The following is a 16,602-nucleotide window of genomic DNA, read 5'->3' as shown; positions in this document are numbered from 1 at the left end:
TCCGTCGCGCCCTGCGGGCGTCGGTTGTTGATGGCGTCGACCAGCATGGAGAAGCCGAGCGTGTCGGAAAGCAGGATGAACTCCTGCCGCTCGCCGCTGCAGATCTGGCCTGTCTTCGTCAGGAAGTCGATGCCGGCCTCCCATTCCTCCTGGGTCAGGTGGATCTCCCTGGCGAAGGCATGCAGATGCCGGACCAGGCAGGCCATGACCTCGGCAAGCCGCGGGCTGACATCCGCCCCCATCCGCGCATTCACGGCCTCGACCGAACCCTCCTCGGTGAAATACTGATTCATATCCCGTTCCTTTCGGCTAGATGATGTTCGTGTGTCCCCCCGGGCGGTTGAGGCCGAGGGTCGGTTCCAGTGCCGACCCGGCGGCCATGGAGATCGGTTTCGATGGAGGGCGGTGACGGAGCGGCAGCAGATCGATGCCGGTGCGATCGCTGAACAGGCCCCAGAGGCCGCGGCGGGCAAACAGCATGATGGCGATGCCGATCAGGCCGAGGACGATGAGGTAGAGCGTGCCGTAATCTGCAAGCAGGCGTTCCAGGGCATAGAAGATGATCACGCCGAGGATCGGTCCCGGCAGGGTGCCGATCCCGCCGATCACCACGATGAAGATCACGAAGGCGGTCCAGTCGATCACCGAAAATGCCGCATCCGGCGTCACGCGTGTGATCTGGATGAAGATGAGCGCGCCGCACAGACCTGTGCCGAAGGCGGTCAGCAGGAAGACCAGCGCCTTGAGACGGAGAGGATCGACGCCGACGGACCGCGCGGCGTTCACGTTGTCGCGGACGGCCTGCAGGCCGAGGCCGAGGCGGGAGCGCAGGAAGAGGAAGCTCGCCCCCAGCATGACGATCACCAGCGCGAGCGCCAGCCAGTATGTGACGGCATCCGAGGCAGCGGCATTGCTGATGCCGAGCATGTCCTTGACGAAAGGGACGCCGAGCATGTCCCTCGTCGTGCCCTTCGGCAGCGACGTGCCGGTGCCGCCGCCGAGCGCCTTCCACTGTCCGGCCGACAGCCTGGCAATATCCGCGATCGCCCAGGTCCCGATGGCGAAATAGGCGCCGTTCAGCCGGAAGGCGAAAAAGGCCATGGGAACGGCGAAGGCCATGGCCGCCAGACCACCGATCAGGATACCGGCGAGCGGATCGAGCCCCAGAAGAATGACCGCACCGAACATCGCGTAGGCGCCGATACCGACAAAGGCCTGCTGACCGACGGAAACGAGCCCGGCGAAGCCGGCGAGCATGTTCCAGTTCAGCGCCAGGACGAGGAGCGTGAGGACCGTGAAGAGATCCTGCACGACCGCTCGCGAGGCGATCGCCGGCACGGCGAACATCAGCGCGACGAGCGCCAGGGTGATGACGGTCACGAGAACTCGCGCGGCGGATTGGGAGGAGAGGCGGATCATGGGAAACCTCAGTCGGTGGCGCGGGGAAGAAGGCCGCGAGGCCGCAACATCAGGACGATCACGAAGGCGATATGCCCTGACAGGATCTGCCATTCGGGATTGATCGCCGCGCCCAAGGCCTGGGCGACGCCGATCACCATGCCTCCCGCAAGCGTGCCCCAGAGGCTGCCAAGCCCGCCGATGATCACCGCCTCGAAAGCATAGAGGAGGCGCGCCGGGCCGATCGAGGGATCGAAATTGGCGCGGGTGCCGAGATAGAATGCCGAAATCGTCGCCACCACCAATGCGATGCCGGTGGCGATCGCGAAGACCCGCTCGGGGCGGATGCCCATGAGCTGCACCGTGACCGCGTCGTCCGACGTGGCGCGGAATGCGCGGCCGAGGGCCGTGCGGTAGAAGAGCTGGTTGAGCAGGAAGATGACCGCGATGGCCGAGGCCAGGGTCAGCAACGGCATCAGTCCGACCGTGACCGGGCCGACCGACACGGATTGCGCCTCGATCGCGCCGACGGAGAGTTTTCGGCTGTCGGCGCTGAAGCCTTCCAGCAGCGCATTCTGCGTCACGATCGACAGGCCGAAGGTTACCAGCAGCGGCGGCAGGATGTCCTCGCCGAGCACGCGGTTCAGCACATGGGTCTGCAACAGCCAGCCGAGGACGAACATCGGCGGCAGCGCGATGAGCGCGGCCAGCGCCGGGTGGAGGCCAAGGGCGGTCACCAAGCCGAGGATCAGGTAGGCGGCGAGCACGATCAGATCGCCATGCGCCAGGTTCACGAGCCGCATGATGCCGAAGACAAGGCTCAGACCGGCGGCGAACAGCGCGTAGAGACCGCCAAGAAGCACGCCCTGCACGAAGGTATCGAGCCAGATCATGCGCTTACTCCGAAATAGGCATCGTGGATGGCCTCGCGCGACAGGTTCTCCGGCCGCCCTTCCAGCGTCATGCGTCCTTCCATCATGCAGTAGACGCGGTCGGCGATCTTGAGCGCCTGGCCGATGTCCTGCTCGACCACGATGATCGACGCGCCGGAAGCCTTGATCTTCGGTATGGCGGCGTAGATGTCGCGGATGACGACCGGCGCGAGGCCGAGCGAGATTTCGTCGCAGAGCAGCACATGCGGGTTCGACATCAGCGCCCGCCCGATCGCGACCATCTGCTGCTGGCCACCGGACAGCGCGGTTCCGGGATCGCTGCGGCGCTCCTTGAGAACCGGAAAGAGCTCGTAGACCGCATTGAGGTTCCAGCGGCCGTCGCCCCTGCGGGCGTGGCCGCCGATCAGCAGGTTCTCCTCGACCGAAAGCGAGGGGAAAAGCCTGCGCCCCTCGGGCACCATGGCGATGCCGCGCAACAGCACCTCGGGCGCGGGCAGCATGTCGATCTTCTCTCCGTCGAGCCGGATCGCGCCCGATGCCGTGCGGACGATGCCGGTGATCGCGCGCATCAGCGTGGTCTTGCCGGCGCCGTTCGCGCCGATGATCGCCACCGTCTCGCCGGCCCGGAGATGGAGATCGACGCCGAACAGGGCCTTGAAGTCCCCGTAGCCTGCCGTCAGGCACGAAATTTCCAGAAGCGGTTTTTCATCCGTCATGCTTCGATCCCCAGATAGATTTCCCGAACCTCCGGCGAGGCCATCACCTTGTCAGGGCTGCCGATCATCAGCATCCGGCCGAAATTCAGCACCATGAGCCGCTCGACCACCGAAGTCAGCGCATGGAGGACATGTTCGATCCAGATGATTGCCGTGCCCTCCGCATGGATCTGCCGGATCGTGGCGACGAGCTCGATGCATTCGGCCTCGGTCAGCCCGCCGGCGATCTCGTCGAGGAGGATCAGGCGCGGTGCCGTCGCCATGGCCCGGGCAAGTTCGAGGCGTTTGCGCTGCAAGAGCGGAAGGGTGCCCGACAGGCGTGCCGCCTGCGCGGTGAGGCCGGTTCGCTGCAGGATGTTCATGCAATGCTCCGGCGCCTCGCGCGCCGGGAAGCCGCCGCCGAAACGCGCGGCCACCAGGAGGTTCTCGTAGATGGTGAGATGGCCGAAGGGCTGCGGAATCTGGAACGACCGCCCGATACCCGCGAGGCAGCGCGTCATGGCGGAGCCGGCCGTGACATCGCGACCGTCGAGGAGAATGCGGCCTCCATCCGGCCTCAGGTTGCCGGCTATCAGATTGAACAGCGTGGATTTTCCCGCGCCGTTCGGCCCGATGACGCCGAGCGCTTCACCCGGCTCGAGATCGAAGCTGACGTGGTCCGCCACCTTGAGGGCGCCGAAGGATTTGGATACGGCGTCGAGAGAGAGGATTGGCATGAGGGCCTCCGATGAAACGATCATCGCCGGGGCGCTCCGGTGCATCCCGTGCCGGAGCGCCCCGGCGGTCAGCCAAGCGTCTCGAGCGTCCCGCCGAGCGGGATTTCGGGCGCGTTGCCGTTTTCGACGATGACCATGTCGAAGTTGCCGTCGTTCCTGCGCCGCCATTGCCCGCCGACGAGCGGGGTCTTGGCGACGTTCTTGCGCGCGAAGGCCGGCACGTTCGTCTTGCCCCAGGCGATATTGCCGACGACCGTGTCGAGAGAGGTGGCGGCTACGGCTTCGGCGACCGCATCCCTGTCCGTCGGATCGGAGGCGCGCTTCAGCGCATCGGCCGCCACCTCGAACAGCGCATGAGTGAAGCCGACGGGCTGCGTCCACTGCCGTCTCGCAGCCTGCGAGAACTGCTCCGCCAGGTCGGCGCAGCTATCGCCCGTCAGGGAGGACTTATAGGGGAATGCGGGTGACCAGTAGAGTTCACAGGTCAGGTTGTGCCCGAGGTCGCCGAGGGCCGCCACGCTTTCGGGAAAGAGGAGCGCCTTGGCGATGGAGACGAGTTTCGGCTTGAAACCCAGCTGCCTGGCCTGCGTCCAGAAAGTCGTGAAATCCGGAGGAATCGGAATGCCGGTGAGGATGTCGCACCCGGCCTGCTTGAAAGTGTTGATCTGGGCCGAGAAGTCGTCGGTAAGGTTCTGGTAGCGGCCGGGATCTGTGAGGCTGTAGCCCGCGGCAGCGGCGGCCTTCGGCATGCCCACGTCGCCGGCCCAGGCGTTGCCGTCGCCGTCATTCGGCCAGAGCGCGCCCACTTTCTTGTTGGTGGCGACCGTGTTCCACATGTTCAGGAAGACGGAGACGTTGTCTTCCAGCCCCCAGAAGAAGTGATAGACATAGTCGAAGGAGCTCCAGCTCGACGGATCGCCGGGATTGCCCTGCTGGCCGATGAACCAGGGCTGCCATGGCGCGACCGAGGAGATGACGGGCACTTCCTCCGCCTCGGCGATGGTGCAAACGGGATTGGTGGTCTCGGGTGTCGAGGCGACGAGGATCAGGTTGACCTCGTCGCGGGTGATTAGTTCGCGCGCTACTTCGGCGGCGCGGTTGGGATTCGACTGGCTGTCCTTGACGATGACCTCGGTCTTGAGGCCCATTTTCGTCGCGGCGTCCAGGAACCGGCTCACCATGTATTTGTCGGCCTCGGAAAATGCGCTCAGCGGACCGGATTGCGGGCTGATATAACCGATCCTGATCTTCACGTCCCGCCCGAGTGCTGGCATCGCGAAGCTCGTCGCGGCCACAGCCGCCCCTGTTTTCAGAAGTCTGCGTCTCGTGAACATCCCGTTTCCTCCCTGATGTTCCGTTCGGTTCCCTTGCGTCGAGCCGGCACTATTCCGGCCGCGATCCCTCCCATGCGCGCTGCAGCAGCGCGCGGATTCCCTCCCGCTCCACCGGGCGCGGGTTCCAGTACGGATTCTTCACGGCGAGATCCGCAGCCTTGTCGAGATCGGCTTCGGCGAGGCCGAGGCCCCTCAGGGCAAGGGGCGCGCCGAGCGATGCCGCGAAGTCGTAAAGCCCCCCACCCGGCGAACCGCCGCCGAAGAGTTCCACGACCGGAGCCAGCGCCCCGGCCGCAGCCGTCGCGTTGTAAGCGGCGGAATGGGGCAGCATGACCGCGTGGGTCTCGGCATGCGGCAGGTCGAAGCTGCCGCCCAGCGTGTGACAGAGCTTGTGGTGCAGGGCCATGCCCACCGTCCCCAGCACTGTGCCGCAAAGCCAGGAACCGTAGAGCGCCTCGGATCGCGCCATCGTGTCCGCCGGATTGCTGACAATCGCCGGCAGCGCGTTCTTCAAGGCACGAATGCCTGCGATCGCCTGCATCGATGAAATCGGATTGCGGTCCTCGGCATAGAGGGCTTCGACCGCGTGGGCCATGGCGTTCAGGCCGCTCGATACGCTCATGGCCACCGGCAGGCCCAGCGTCAGATCAGGGTCGTAGATCACCATTTCCGGCAGGATGCGCCGGTCGCGCCGGGTGGTCTTGAGGCCGTTTTCGGTCTCGCCGAGGATGGGCGTCACCTCGGACCCGGCATAGGTGGTGGCCACGACGATCTGCGGGGCATCGTTGCGCCAGGCGATGGCCTTGCCGAGACCGATCGTCGAGCCGCCGCCGTAAGCGATCACGCAGTCGGCGCGCGATGCCGCGAAGGCGGCCATCGCCTCCTGCGTGACGGAGACCGGCGTGTGCATCGTCGCGCCGGAGAAGACACCCGCCGCCAGTGCTCCGAGCTGCGCGGCGAGCCGTTCCGCATCGGCTTTCTGGAAGGGGGTCGCCAGAACCAGCGCCCGCCCGCAGCCCATCCGCTCGACTTCGCCGGCCACCCGGGACAGCGAACCCCGCCCGAAGACGATCCGCGCCGGATCAACGTTGTAGACAAAGGGATCGATCATGGCCGTCTTCCCGTCAGGCGACCGCCAGCCGGGCTTCGGCCTGGGCATCCCGGATATGGATGCGCGCCATCACCTCGTCGAAGCTGCGCCGCAGCGCCTGCGCCGAGGTCGCCGTTGCTGCCACGTAGAAGTCCGGCCGCAGCAGCACATAGGTCGCACCGATTCCGTTCAGCCAGCGGGCATAGGTGGCTTCGATATCCACCGCGTCGCAATCGGCCCCCGGGGTGCCGATCCTGACGGTCCGGCCGCCGAGGAATTCGAGCTGTGCGATCTGGTCCGGCGCCAGCACGGCCGCCGGATCACGGTCGAGGCCGAGAACCATCCAGCCGAAGCCGATCGCCTGGTCGAAGCGATCCCGCTTGCCATTGGCCTCGACGATGCCTTGCACGGAAAGCTCGCCGGCATGCGCCGTGTCCTCGCACCAGGCGCCGGGGCCAAGCTGGCATATGTCTGTCGGCAAGGGCTTGTGGCCGCGGGCTTCGAGTTCCGCCTTCATCCGGCGATCCCGTTCGGCCGCCTGTTCCGGATCGGAGATGCAGATGATCTTGCCGAGTTCCTGGCTGAAGTTGATGTAGTGCTTCGCGTGCTCCTTCCGCTCCGTCGTGTAGCTATCGAGCACGGAAGGATCGAGCTTGCCGTCGAGAATGGCGTTCAGGCGCCAGCCGAGCGCGAAGGCGTCACGGATTCCTGCGCACATGCCTTCGCCCGCGAAGGGCGGCATCAGATGCGCCGCGTCTCCGACCAGCGCGCAGCGTCCCTTGTTCCACACCTTCGCCCATCGGGCCTGGAAGCGATAGACGGCACTGCGCTCCAGGGTGGCGTTCGCCGACGTCAGTCCCCACGGCTCCAACAGCTTCCAGACATTCTCTTCCCTGGCGATCTCCTCGGGGCTCTCATGCGGAAGCACCATGTATTCCCACCGCCGGCGACCCGGACCGCCGGGAACGATCGTGGTGGGACGCCTGGGGTCGCAGAGCTGCCACTGCGCCGGTGAAACCTGGTAGTCGCCATGAGGGATCATGTCGAGGATCAGCCAGTCGAAGAAATAACCCCGGTCTTCGTTCTCTATGCCGAGCGCCTCGCGGATGAGGCTGTTTGCGCCGTCGGCGCCGACGACATATTTCGCGCGGATGGCGCGGATTTCGGTGCTTCCGGGCGCCTCGACCGGATTTCGCCGCAGGGTGAGGGTGGCGCCTTCGGCGTCCTGCGCGAGCTCCACGGCTTCATATCCGCGGATCTGCGTCACGGTCGGACAGGTGTCGGCGATGCCGGTGAACCGCATTTCCAGATCAGGCTGGTTGAACCAGTAGCGCACGCGCCAGCCCGAGGCGGAGGTGCTCTGCCAGTCAACGATCTGGATGTTTTCGCCGGCAGCGTTCCGCCAGTAATAAAGTTCGTCGTGGTAGCTGATCGCCGGATCGTTTTCCGAATCGATGCCCAGCACGGCCAGAATACGGGCGATCTCATGATCGTAGGTCACCGCGCGCGGGCGACCGTAGGCGCTCGACCAGCGCTCGATCAGGGTGACCTTCTTTCCCTGCCTGCCGAGAATGATTGCAAGGAAGGTACCCACCGGTCCTGCGCCGACAATTGCGACATCGGTATCGTGAGGCGTGCCCGGGGCGGGCGCGCCAGCCAGCTTGACTGTCATCTTGATCTCCTCCGCGGATCGCCGTTTCGCGATCCCTTCCTCGCATCCCGGGCACCCGCTCCCTGTTTCCGAGCTTTTCGGTGCCGTCCGGATTTTGTCTAAGTCAAAAATGAATATTCGTCAATAACGATTAAAAATCATTTATGAGCATAATTCATATGATTGATAACTGCGACAACATACGGATTTTCGGGTTAACGAGGGTCCCGGAGGCGGAGGAGAGAATGGGAAGCTTGCCGGCCGGCCGGGGAGGTTCCGGCATCAGGCGAGCGAATTCATAGATGAATGCGTTCACTTGCGAGTCGGGTGCTGGTTGTCTATGGTCCGCGCGCAACCAGAGAGGACCGATCCAGAGAAATGAATCTTACCCAGACAGAAGGGCGCGTGGCGCGTCGCCAGCGCCTTGTGAGAGAGGCGCTGGTCCGTGCGGCTCGAATCGTCATGAGTGAAAAGGGTGTCGACGGCGCCACCATGCTCGAGATCGCCGCGCGGGCCGATGTTGGCGCGGGAACCGTTTACAACTACTTCAAATCCAAGGACGACCTGGCGGTCGCCGTGCTTGAGGAGATGATGTACGACCTGGGTCTCCGGATCGAGAAGGTGACGGACACCTTCGAAGATCCCGCTCAGGTCTATGCCTTCGGCATCAGAACCGTCCTGGAGACGGCGACCCGTGATGTCCGATGGAAGCAGCTCCTCAATCGGTCGGAAGTGATCGCGAATGCGATCTTTCGCCGGATGGGGCCATTCGCCATCCGCGACTTGCGGCTCGCCGCGCGGGCGGGCCGTTTTTTCGTCGACGATCCGGATCTCGTCTGGAAGTTGGCGACCCATGCGATTGTCGGGGTCAGCCTCGCGATCACGGATGGAGAAGTCCCCGAGACAGCGATTGACGAAACCGTCGTGCGGCTGCTCTGCATGACCGGCATCGGAGACGAGGCGGCCCGGGAACTCGCTTCAAGGCCGCGACCGGCGCTCGAAACCGAGCGCTGATCCAGTATCCGGGCCATCGGGCGGCTTCGCGAGCCCCCGGGGCGGGATCGCCCGTGGTTTTGCTCAGCGCGCCGCCCAGTTGGCGCCGCGGCGGAAGATCGTCCGCATCTGCGGCACCTCGAATTCCTTCGCCTCATGGCCGAGGGACGAATAGAAGACCCGGCCCTTGCCATATTTCCGCTTCCAGACCACGGGCATGACGACGCCGTCGATCCAGTAGGCGTGTTCGCCGGTGAAGGTGGTTGTCGCCAGCACCTCGTTCGAGGGATCGACATGCATATAGTATTGCTCGGACGTGTAGGGGAAATCCGAGATGCCTTCCATGAGCGGATCGTCCGGCCTGGTGATGTTGACCTCATAGTCGATGATATTGCCGGGATGGGCCACCCATTGGCCGCCGATGATGAACTGGTAATCCACCGAGTCGCGGAAGGCGTCGCCTGCGCCGCCGTGATAGCCGGCGATGCCGACACCGCTCTCGACCGCCGCGGCGAGGTTCTTCACCTCCTCCTTCTCGATCTTCGACATGGTCATGATCGGGATGATGAGGCTCAGATCATGGATGGACGGGTCCGCAAACGCTTCGGTCGAGTGTTCCAGGTAGACCTTGAAGCCGTCTTCCTCGAGCATGTCCCTGATGATGGCGGCGCATTCCTGCGGTTCGTGGCCGCTCCAGCCGCCCCAGACGATCAGTGCTTCCCGCATGTTTCTTCTCCTCCAAGACTATTTCGCCAGTCGCCCGTCGATCAGCGATTCCGACAAGGGCGCCGGCCGTTCCGTCGCCGTGACGATGCTGATGGTCCGGCCCTGTTCGGCCGCGGTGTGGAAGGCTTCCATGACCTCCAGCACATGCAGCGCGAGATCGCCGTTCGCCCGATGCGGCCGGTCGGAGCGGATCGCATAAGCCATGTCGGCGACGCCGAGCGAGCGATAGTTGCCGTCCGCATAGGGCGCGCTGACCGGCTGCTCCTCGAACCGGCCGCCTTTCCTCAGATATTCGACTTGTCCGCCGAAATGGTTCGGGTCCGGTACGATCAGCGTGCCTTCGGTGCCATAGATTTCCAGCGGCACATGCTTGTGGCCCGCCACGTCGAAGCTCATCGTGATCTGCACCACGGCCCCGCCGGCAAAAGCCATCACGCCCGCCACATGGGTCGGCACATGCACGGGGATGCGCTCGCCGTTACGCGGCTCGCTGGTGATGACGCGCTGCTTGCGGGGCGTGATCGCGAAGCCCCCGACCTGTGCGACCGGGCCGAGCAGGTTGACCAGATCGGTGATGTAGTAAGGCCCCATGTCAAGCATCGGGCCGCCGCCGACTTCGTAATAGAAGGCCGGGTTCGGGTGCCAGCGTTCATGGCCCGGACACATGAAGGTCGCCGTGCCGCCCACGGGCTGGCCGATGACGCCCCGGTCGATCAGGGTGCGGGCGGTCTGGTGGCCGCCTCCGAGAAAGGTGTCGGGAGCCGCGCCGATGCGCAGGTTCCTGGCCCTGGCGGCATCCGCCAGTTTTTTCCCTTCCGCGAAATTAATCCCGAGCGGTTTTTCCGAATAGGTGTGCTTGCCGGCTTCCAGCGCCTGCAGGCCGACGGTGACATGCGCCTTGGGGACCGTCAGGTTGACGATGATCTCGACCTTCGGGTCGGCCAGCAATTCATCGATCGTCCTGGTGGACAGGTTGAATTCGGATGCCTTGGCTTCGGCCATATCGCGGTTGAGATCGGCCAGTCCGCGAATGTCGAGGATCGGAAAGGCGGAGGTCATCGCCTTCAGGTAAGCGCCCGAGATGTTGCCGCATCCGATGATGCCGATACCGACTTTGTCCATCATTCTCCTCCCGATAATTGCGCCTTTCCCGGCGTATCAGACCGCCGGCCCCGTCGTGCTCCAGGGGGATTCGTAAAGTTCGTACAGGGCCACCGCGGCCGCGCCCTGCGCCCAGAAATCGTCGGTCGAATCGTCGAAGACCAGTTCGCTGACACCCTTGAGCGAAGGCGGAATGGCGAGCGCGTAGGCGTCCCGCAGGCTGTTCAGGAAGGGTTCGCCAAGCGCCAGCGACGAGCCCACGAGGATCACCCGCGGGGGAGCGAACAGCGTCACGATGTTGGCGATGGTGAGCCCGACGGCCTGTCCCGCACGCACGGCGGCGCCGATCAGCCGGTCATCGTCCGCCTGGATCAGGGCCTGCACATGGCTCATGCCGCGGCCAAGCCGGACCGCTTCCGCAAATCGCCCGTCCATCTGCTGTTCGCCGAGGATCGCGCTTTCGCCCGCCTGACTGGAGAGCCGGACCATGCCCTGGGACCCCATGCCGAGCACGAGATCGCCAAGATTGTGGCTGAGGCCGCCCGCGCCCCGGAAGAGCCGGTTGCGGTGCAGGACGCCAAGGCCGAGCGTCTGCTCGAGCGATATCAGCACCATATCCTCGAGTTCGCGGGCCTTCCCGAACCAGTGATGCGCCAGCGTGATCGCGTGCGCATCGCTTTCGATGATCGTCGGCGTTGACAGGCGCGTCGACATTTCCGCAGCAAAATCAATATTGACTTCACGGAAGATCGGGCTCGACCGGATGTGGCCGGTGCGGTGCTCGATCACGCCTGGAATGCCGAGGCAGACGCTGTCGACCTCTTCCAGCGACAGGCCGGCATCGACGACGCAACGCCGCACGCCGTCTTCCACGAGATCGGCGATCACCGCAATCGGCTGCCGGTCTATGCGGATCGGCAAGGTCAGGCTGGAAAGCACGTCGCCGCGAAAATTGGTGACGACGAAGACCATCCGGCTTGCGGCGATCTTGGCGCCCACCACGCGCGCGGCGTCGGGATCGACTTCCAGCATGACGCGCGGCCGGCCGCGCACAGCCTCATTGCGGATGTCGCCCTCGTGGCGCGTCAGGATCAGTCCGTCATCGAGAAGTGACGCGGTGATCGCCGAAACGGTGGTGGTCGAAAGTTCCGTCCGTTCGCTGATCTCGATCCTCGAGATCGGCCCATGGCGCCTGATCGTATCCAGGACGCTCAGACGGTTTATGGCGCGCATCAGTTCGGGATCGGCGGTCTTCATCGGTGCCCACGCGGCCTGACGATCCCCATCGCATCTTCTGACATGCGATTTATTTCGTGAGGCAAATTAAATTCGTTCACTTTCTAAATCCGATCTCGACGGCGATGCAACAGAAATCTGCATATTCGGTCCACGAAAAGCGCAATATGCCCTTTTCGTGGGCTTGGCTATTGACAGGTCGCGGATCGGGGAGCTTTATTTATTCCGGATACAGAAATAAAGTGTCGCTGGGAGGAGACCTTATGCTGACCATCCATCAATCGAGGATTCGATTCGCGTCTGCTGCCATCGGCGCGCTGACGTTCTTCTCAACGATCACCGCGGCTTCGGCCGAAACGGTGGTCAAATGGCTCCATCTGGAACTCAATCCCGCCTATGTGAAGATCTGGCGGGATATTGCCGATAAGTACCAGGCCGGGCATCCCGGCGTGAAGATCGAGATGCAGTTCCTCGAAAACGAGGCTTTCAAGGCGAAGCTGCCGACCCTGCTGCAATCCCGGGACGCGCCGGATTTCTTCTATAGCTGGGGCGGCGGCGTGCTGAAGCAGCAGCAGAGCACCGGCGCATTGAAGGATCTCGCGGAGGCCATGAATGCCAATGGCGGGGCCTGGGGCAAGACCTACAACCCGGCTGCCCTGAAGGGCATGGCATTCGACGGCAAGGTTGGTGCCGTGCCCTTCAAAATGGGCGTCGTCAGCTTTTTCTACAACAAGGCTTATTTCGCCAAGGCGGGGGTCGATGCCGGAGGCATCAAGACCTGGGGCGACTTCCTCGGCGCTGTGAAAAAGCTCAAGGATGCGGGGATCGTGCCGATTGCCGGCGGCGGCGGCGAGAAGTGGCCGATCCATTTCTACTGGAGTTATCTGGTCATGCGGAATGCGGGCCAGCAGGGTTTCAATGCCATGAAGAACGGCGAGGGGGATGGCTTCGTCGCGCCCGCGGCGATCAAGGCAGGCGAGCAACTGGCCGCCCTCGGCAAGCTCGAGCCGTTCCAGCCCGGTTATCTCAGCACGACGTGGCCGCAGGCTCTCGGGGTTTTCGGCGACGGCAAGGCCGCCATGATCCTGGGCTTCGAGACGACCGAGACCTTCCAGCGCCGGAATGCCGGCGACGGCAAGGGTCTGGCGAGCGACAATATCGGGCGTTTCGTCTTTCCGGTCGTAGAGGGGGGAGCGGGTGCAGCCACCGATACGCTCGGAGGGATCAACGCTTGGGCGGTCACGGCCAAGGCGCCGCCAGAAACTCTCGACTTCCTTGCCTATCTGACGAATGCGGAGAATGAACGCCTGATGGCGCAGGCCGGCATGATCCTGCCGGTCGCGGCGGGGGCGGAGGATGGCGTTACCAATCCGCTGCTTGGCGAGTCGGCGAAACAGCTCAAGGGCTCCACCTGGCACCAGAACTTCTTCGATCAGGAGCTTGGTCCCTCCGTCGGGCGCGTCGTGAACGACACATCGGTTGCGATCGTGTCCGGCCAGATGTCGCCGAAGGATGGAGCACAGACGATCCAGGAAGCGATCGAGCTGGAAAAGATGTGAAGTCATGCGCGCGCCCCGGGCGGATTGCTTCCGCGCCGGGGCGCCTCCTTCGACCGTGACAGCCAGGATGAAAATGACGAATCTCTCCGCAACGACTGCCGTCGGCCCGGCAGCGGGCGCGCGATCCGGGGCGAGACGCAGAAGTCCTGCCGCGCGCGGCCGGCTTCCGGTGCTGGTCCTTTTCCTGCCGCCCGCGCTCCTGCTGTTCACGATCTTCGTGATCATGCCGATGGGGGAGGCCGCCTGGTACAGCCTCTACAGATGGGATGGTTATGGCCTGCCCGACCAGTTCGTGGGATTGCGGAACTTCGAGGTGCTGTTCAAGAACAGCGCCTTCCTGACGGCGCTCAGGAACAATTTCCTGATCATCGTCGTGTCGCTGCTCCTGCAGATACCGCTTGCCGTCTGGCTGGCGACGATGCTGGCGATCCGCATCCGGGGCGTGGTCGTCTTCAGGCTGATCTTCTTCCTGCCCTATGTGCTGGCGGATGTGGCGGCCGGTCTGATCTGGCGTTTCGTCTATGACGGCGACTACGGGCTGTTCGCGGCGATTGCAGGCTTCCTCGGGACCGAGACCCCGTATGTCCTAGCCGACAAGGACCTCGCCATCTATGCGGTGCTGGGCGTGATCGTCTGGAAATATTTCGGCTTCCACATGATGCTTTTCATCGCCGGGCTCCAGTCGCTCGACAAGAGCATCCTGGAGGCTGCGGAAATCGACGGCGCCACCGGCTGGCAGAAATTCCGCTATGTCACACTGCCGCTGCTCGGTTCGACGCTGCGCCTGTCGGTGTTCTTTGCCGTCGTCGGCTCGCTGCAGCTTTTCGATATGATTATGCCGCTCACCGGCGGCGGGCCGTTCAACTCCACGCAGACAATGGTGACCTTCCTCTACAATTTCGGCGTCACGCGTATGCAGGTCGGCCTCGGAAGCGCGGTGGGGGTCGTCCTGTTCATGATCTGTGTGACGCTCGCCTTCAGCTACAAACGGATTTTCATGCGCCATGACTGAGACGACATCGTCCATCCGGATGAGCGCCGGCACCAGGGTTTATCTCTACGTCTCGCTCACCATCATCGCGGCCGTCGTCGTGGTTCCGCTGTTGACGACGGCGCTCGGAGGTTTCAAGACCCTGGGCGATCTGCGCGTCAATCCATTCGGCCTGCCGGCGGAGTGGCAATGGGCGAACTATACCGACATCCTCTTTGGGGAGCGGTATTGGCGGCAGATGATGAACTCGCTGGTCATCGCGGTGCTGACCGTGTTGCTCACCCTCTCGGTTTCGGCGATGGCGGCTTTTACCTTCGCCCATGTGCGGTTCTTCGGCTCGACCTTTCTTCTCAATTATTTCCTGATCGGGCTCATGTTTCCCGCCGCCACGGCGATCCTGCCCCTTTTCATCCGGATTCGCGATCTCGGCCTGCTCAATACCTATTGGGGCGTGGTGTTGCCCCAGGTCGCCTTCGGCCTCGGCATGAGCATCCTCCTCTTCCGGAACTATTTCCGGAACCTTCCGGAGGAGCTTTTCCAGGCGGCCTTCGTCGACGGCTGCGGCTATATCCGTTTCTTCTGGCATGTCACGCTGCCGCTCTCGCGCCCGATCGTCGCCACCGTCGGCATCGTCTCCTTCGTTTCGAGCTGGAACAGCTACATTCTGCCGCTCATCATGCTGAACTCGGAATCCATCTACCCATGGCCGCTGGGGATCATGGTCTATCGCGGGGAGTTCGGAACGGAATGGCAACTGGTGCTGGCCTTCATCACCCTCACCATCCTGCCGACGATCATCGTCTTTTTCCTCGCCCAGAAACATATCATAGCCGGACTGACCGCCGGCGCCGTCAAGTCCTGACCGGAGATACGCCATGGCATCCGTCACCCTGTCCAACGCCAAGAAATCCTACGGATCGCTCGATGTCATCCATGGCGTGAGGCTCGCGATCGAGGATGGCGAGTTCATCGCGCTGGTCGGCCCTTCGGGCTGCGGAAAATCGACGCTTCTCAGGATGATCGCCGGGCTGGAGGAAATCACCGAGGGGGATGTTCTGATCGGCGGAAAGGTGGTCAACGAGCTGACGCCCCGCGAGCGGAATATCGCAATGGTCTTCCAGTCCTATGCGCTCTATCCCCATATGACGGTCGCCGAGAACATGGGCTTCAACCTGCGCCTTTCCGGCGTGCCCAGGCAGGCGATTGCCGAGCGCGTGGCGGAGGCGGCCCGCATGCTCGATCTCATGCCGCTCCTTAACCGCAAGCCGGCCCAGCTTTCCGGCGGTCAGCGCCAGCGCGTCGCCATGGGGCGCGCTGTCGTTCGCAACCCGGCGGTCTTCCTGTTCGACGAACCGCTTTCCAATCTCGATGCGAAGCTGCGCGTGCAGATGCGCTCCGAGATCAAGTCGCTGCACCAGAAGGTCGGCACCACGTCCATCTACGTCACGCACGATCAGATCGAGGCGATGACGCTTGCCGACCGCATTGTCGTCCTGAACCAGGGGCGGGTGGAGCAGGAAGGCACGCCGATGGAGCTTTACAAAACCCCGGCCAATCTTTTCGTTGCCGCTTTCATCGGCTCGCCGGCCATGAACCTGCTCGACGGCACGGTCGACGGCGAGGACGGTGCGGCCGCTGTCCGCCTTGTCGACGGAACCGCGATCCGCATTGCGCCCGACCGCAAGGTAAGGCGCGGGCAGGCGATCAAGGTCGGGCTGCGGCCGGAGCATCTGGGTCCCGGAACCGGTGGGACAATGCTGGCGGGCCAGACATTGCTGGTCGAGCCCACCGGAGCGCAGACCCATGTTGTCTTCGATCTCGCCGGCCAGCAGGTCGTGGCGATCGTCGACGGCGAATATCCGGCCCGTTACGGCGTCAGGTTCGAGACCAGCATCCTTGCCGAACAGGTGCATGTTTTCGATCGCGAAAGCGGCATCGCCCTGTAACCGGCTCCGCTGCGGCGTTTTCAGGTTCTCCCGCCCGTTTCCGCGAATGGGCTGCGGCGGCCTGACGCGGGTTGCGGGCTTTCCGGGGAAGGCCGGGCGGGGGGAGCTCCGGTTATGCGCCGGTGGTGTGCGTGCTAGAGCCTGACCCATGCGCCGTTTTTGCGTGAGGAGGCGACGCAGGCCTGGACGAAGGCGACGCCGTCGAGGCCGTCGTCGACGGTCGGGTAGAGGACGGCGCCGTCGGCGGGAATG

Annotated in this window: 16 protein-coding genes; 5 read left to right on the top strand and 11 right to left on the bottom strand. The window is 63.9% G+C overall.

The genetic code is table 11. From position 1 onward, the window contains the following. From ACFFP0_RS30340 to mhpA, 8 genes are all read right to left on the bottom strand, one after another. Window positions 1–293: dioxygenase (locus ACFFP0_RS30340; protein ID WP_377265961.1), on the bottom strand; the 293-nt coding region annotated here is incomplete at its 3' end. A 16-nt stretch (window positions 294–309) separates the two neighbouring features. Further along, window positions 310–1,419 carry a branched-chain amino acid ABC transporter permease gene (locus tag ACFFP0_RS30335; protein ID WP_377265960.1) on the bottom strand — a complete coding sequence of 370 codons (1,110 nt, stop codon included), beginning with the start codon at window positions 1,417–1,419 and terminating at the stop codon, window positions 310–312. Window positions 1,420–1,427: 8 nt separating this feature from the next. After that, a complete protein-coding gene (locus ACFFP0_RS30330) occupies window positions 1,428–2,291 on the bottom strand; it encodes a branched-chain amino acid ABC transporter permease (protein WP_377265959.1) in 864 nt (287 codons plus the stop codon). Further along, on the bottom strand, window positions 2,288–3,007 hold the full coding sequence (locus tag ACFFP0_RS30325; RefSeq protein WP_377265958.1) for an ABC transporter ATP-binding protein: 720 nt from the start codon (window positions 3,005–3,007) through the stop codon (window positions 2,288–2,290). Before ACFFP0_RS30325 ends, ACFFP0_RS30330 begins: the two co-directional genes overlap by 4 nt. Then, the gene (locus ACFFP0_RS30320) at window positions 3,004–3,723 is read right to left on the bottom strand and encodes an ABC transporter ATP-binding protein (RefSeq protein ID WP_377265957.1); all 720 of its coding nucleotides are present in this window, start codon (window positions 3,721–3,723) and stop codon (window positions 3,004–3,006) included. The genes ACFFP0_RS30325 and ACFFP0_RS30320 overlap by 4 nt, the downstream gene beginning before the upstream one ends. 68 nt (window positions 3,724–3,791) lie before the next feature. Next, window positions 3,792–5,057 carry an ABC transporter substrate-binding protein gene (locus ACFFP0_RS30315; RefSeq protein ID WP_377265956.1) on the bottom strand — a complete coding sequence of 422 codons (1,266 nt, stop codon included), beginning with the start codon at window positions 5,055–5,057 and terminating at the stop codon, window positions 3,792–3,794. Between the two features lie 49 nt (window positions 5,058–5,106). After that, window positions 5,107–6,168: a maleylacetate reductase gene (locus ACFFP0_RS30310; protein ID WP_377265955.1), complete on the bottom strand. Its 1,062-nt coding sequence runs from the start codon at window positions 6,166–6,168 to the stop codon at window positions 5,107–5,109. 13 nt (window positions 6,169–6,181) lie between these two features. Next, window positions 6,182–7,819 carry a bifunctional 3-(3-hydroxy-phenyl)propionate/3-hydroxycinnamic acid hydroxylase MhpA gene (gene mhpA, locus ACFFP0_RS30305; RefSeq protein ID WP_377265954.1) on the bottom strand — a complete coding sequence of 546 codons (1,638 nt, stop codon included), beginning with the start codon at window positions 7,817–7,819 and terminating at the stop codon, window positions 6,182–6,184. Window positions 7,820–8,104: 285 nt separating this feature from the next. Between mhpA and ACFFP0_RS30300 the strand changes: the two genes are divergently transcribed. Then, window positions 8,105–8,812: a TetR/AcrR family transcriptional regulator gene (locus ACFFP0_RS30300; RefSeq protein ID WP_377265953.1), complete on the top strand. Its 708-nt coding sequence runs from the start codon at window positions 8,105–8,107 to the stop codon at window positions 8,810–8,812. Window positions 8,813–8,875: 63 nt separating this feature from the next. Here ACFFP0_RS30300 and ACFFP0_RS30295 read toward each other — a convergent pair whose 3' ends face one another. Genes ACFFP0_RS30295 through ACFFP0_RS30285 form a run of 3 tightly spaced genes read right to left on the bottom strand, consistent with a single transcriptional unit; the run spans window position 8,876 to window position 11,875 of the window. Then, a complete protein-coding gene (locus ACFFP0_RS30295; RefSeq protein WP_377265952.1) occupies window positions 8,876–9,517 on the bottom strand; it encodes a ThuA domain-containing protein in 642 nt (213 codons plus the stop codon). An 18-nt stretch (window positions 9,518–9,535) separates the two neighbouring features. Further along, entirely contained in the window at window positions 9,536–10,639 is a 1,104-nt protein-coding gene (locus ACFFP0_RS30290) for a Gfo/Idh/MocA family protein (protein WP_377265951.1), read from the bottom strand. A gap of 36 nt (window positions 10,640–10,675) precedes the next feature. Next, window positions 10,676–11,875: an ROK family protein gene (locus tag ACFFP0_RS30285; protein ID WP_377265950.1), complete on the bottom strand. Its 1,200-nt coding sequence runs from the start codon at window positions 11,873–11,875 to the stop codon at window positions 10,676–10,678. A 242-nt stretch (window positions 11,876–12,117) separates the two neighbouring features. Between ACFFP0_RS30285 and ACFFP0_RS30280 the strand changes: the two genes are divergently transcribed. The 4 genes from ACFFP0_RS30280 to ACFFP0_RS30265 all read left to right on the top strand — a co-directional run bounded on the left by ACFFP0_RS30280 (window position 12,118) and on the right by ACFFP0_RS30265 (window position 16,350). Beyond that, window positions 12,118–13,413, top strand: coding sequence for an ABC transporter substrate-binding protein (locus tag ACFFP0_RS30280; protein WP_377265949.1), 1,296 nt, complete (start codon window positions 12,118–12,120; stop codon window positions 13,411–13,413). A 73-nt stretch (window positions 13,414–13,486) separates the two neighbouring features. Beyond that, on the top strand, window positions 13,487–14,425 hold the full coding sequence (locus tag ACFFP0_RS30275) for a carbohydrate ABC transporter permease (protein WP_377265948.1): 939 nt from the start codon (window positions 13,487–13,489) through the stop codon (window positions 14,423–14,425). Next, the gene (locus ACFFP0_RS30270; RefSeq protein WP_377265947.1) at window positions 14,418–15,266 is read left to right on the top strand and encodes a carbohydrate ABC transporter permease; all 849 of its coding nucleotides are present in this window, start codon (window positions 14,418–14,420) and stop codon (window positions 15,264–15,266) included. Before ACFFP0_RS30275 ends, ACFFP0_RS30270 begins: the two co-directional genes overlap by 8 nt. A gap of 13 nt (window positions 15,267–15,279) precedes the next feature. Further along, the gene (locus tag ACFFP0_RS30265; protein WP_377265946.1) at window positions 15,280–16,350 is read left to right on the top strand and encodes an ABC transporter ATP-binding protein; all 1,071 of its coding nucleotides are present in this window, start codon (window positions 15,280–15,282) and stop codon (window positions 16,348–16,350) included. The last annotated feature ends 252 nt before the right edge of the window (window positions 16,351–16,602 follow it).

This window comes from Neorhizobium puerariae (genome assembly GCF_042429745.1).
Lineage (GTDB): Bacteria > Pseudomonadota > Alphaproteobacteria > Rhizobiales > Rhizobiaceae > Neorhizobium > Neorhizobium puerariae.
Note: the sequence above shows the minus strand (reverse complement) of the source record. Positions and strands in the feature narration are given on the sequence as shown.

Bases quoted from the DNA above. Each gene is read 5' to 3' on its own strand.
- ACFFP0_RS30335 (WP_377265960.1), bottom strand. From the start codon at position 1,419: ATGATCCGCCTCTCCTCCCAATCCGCCGCGCGAGTTCTCGTGACCGTC.
- ACFFP0_RS30330 (WP_377265959.1), bottom strand. From the start codon at position 2,291: ATGATCTGGCTCGATACCTTCGTGCAGGGCGTGCTTCTTGGCGGTCTC.
- ACFFP0_RS30325 (WP_377265958.1), bottom strand. From the start codon at position 3,007: ATGACGGATGAAAAACCGCTTCTGGAAATTTCGTGCCTGACGGCAGGC.
- ACFFP0_RS30320 (WP_377265957.1), bottom strand. From the start codon at position 3,723: ATGCCAATCCTCTCTCTCGACGCCGTATCCAAATCCTTCGGCGCCCTC.
- ACFFP0_RS30315 (WP_377265956.1), bottom strand. From the start codon at position 5,057: ATGTTCACGAGACGCAGACTTCTGAAAACAGGGGCGGCTGTGGCCGCG.
- ACFFP0_RS30310 (WP_377265955.1), bottom strand. From the start codon at position 6,168: ATGATCGATCCCTTTGTCTACAACGTTGATCCGGCGCGGATCGTCTTC.
- mhpA (WP_377265954.1), bottom strand. From the start codon at position 7,819: ATGACAGTCAAGCTGGCTGGCGCGCCCGCCCCGGGCACGCCTCACGAT.
- ACFFP0_RS30300 (WP_377265953.1), top strand. From the start codon at position 8,105: ATGCGTTCACTTGCGAGTCGGGTGCTGGTTGTCTATGGTCCGCGCGCA.
- ACFFP0_RS30295 (WP_377265952.1), bottom strand. From the start codon at position 9,517: ATGCGGGAAGCACTGATCGTCTGGGGCGGCTGGAGCGGCCACGAACCG.
- ACFFP0_RS30290 (WP_377265951.1), bottom strand. From the start codon at position 10,639: ATGGACAAAGTCGGTATCGGCATCATCGGATGCGGCAACATCTCGGGC.
- ACFFP0_RS30285 (WP_377265950.1), bottom strand. From the start codon at position 11,875: ATGAAGACCGCCGATCCCGAACTGATGCGCGCCATAAACCGTCTGAGC.
- ACFFP0_RS30280 (WP_377265949.1), top strand. From the start codon at position 12,118: ATGCTGACCATCCATCAATCGAGGATTCGATTCGCGTCTGCTGCCATC.
- ACFFP0_RS30275 (WP_377265948.1), top strand. From the start codon at position 13,487: ATGACGAATCTCTCCGCAACGACTGCCGTCGGCCCGGCAGCGGGCGCG.
- ACFFP0_RS30270 (WP_377265947.1), top strand. From the start codon at position 14,418: ATGACTGAGACGACATCGTCCATCCGGATGAGCGCCGGCACCAGGGTT.
- ACFFP0_RS30265 (WP_377265946.1), top strand. From the start codon at position 15,280: ATGGCATCCGTCACCCTGTCCAACGCCAAGAAATCCTACGGATCGCTC.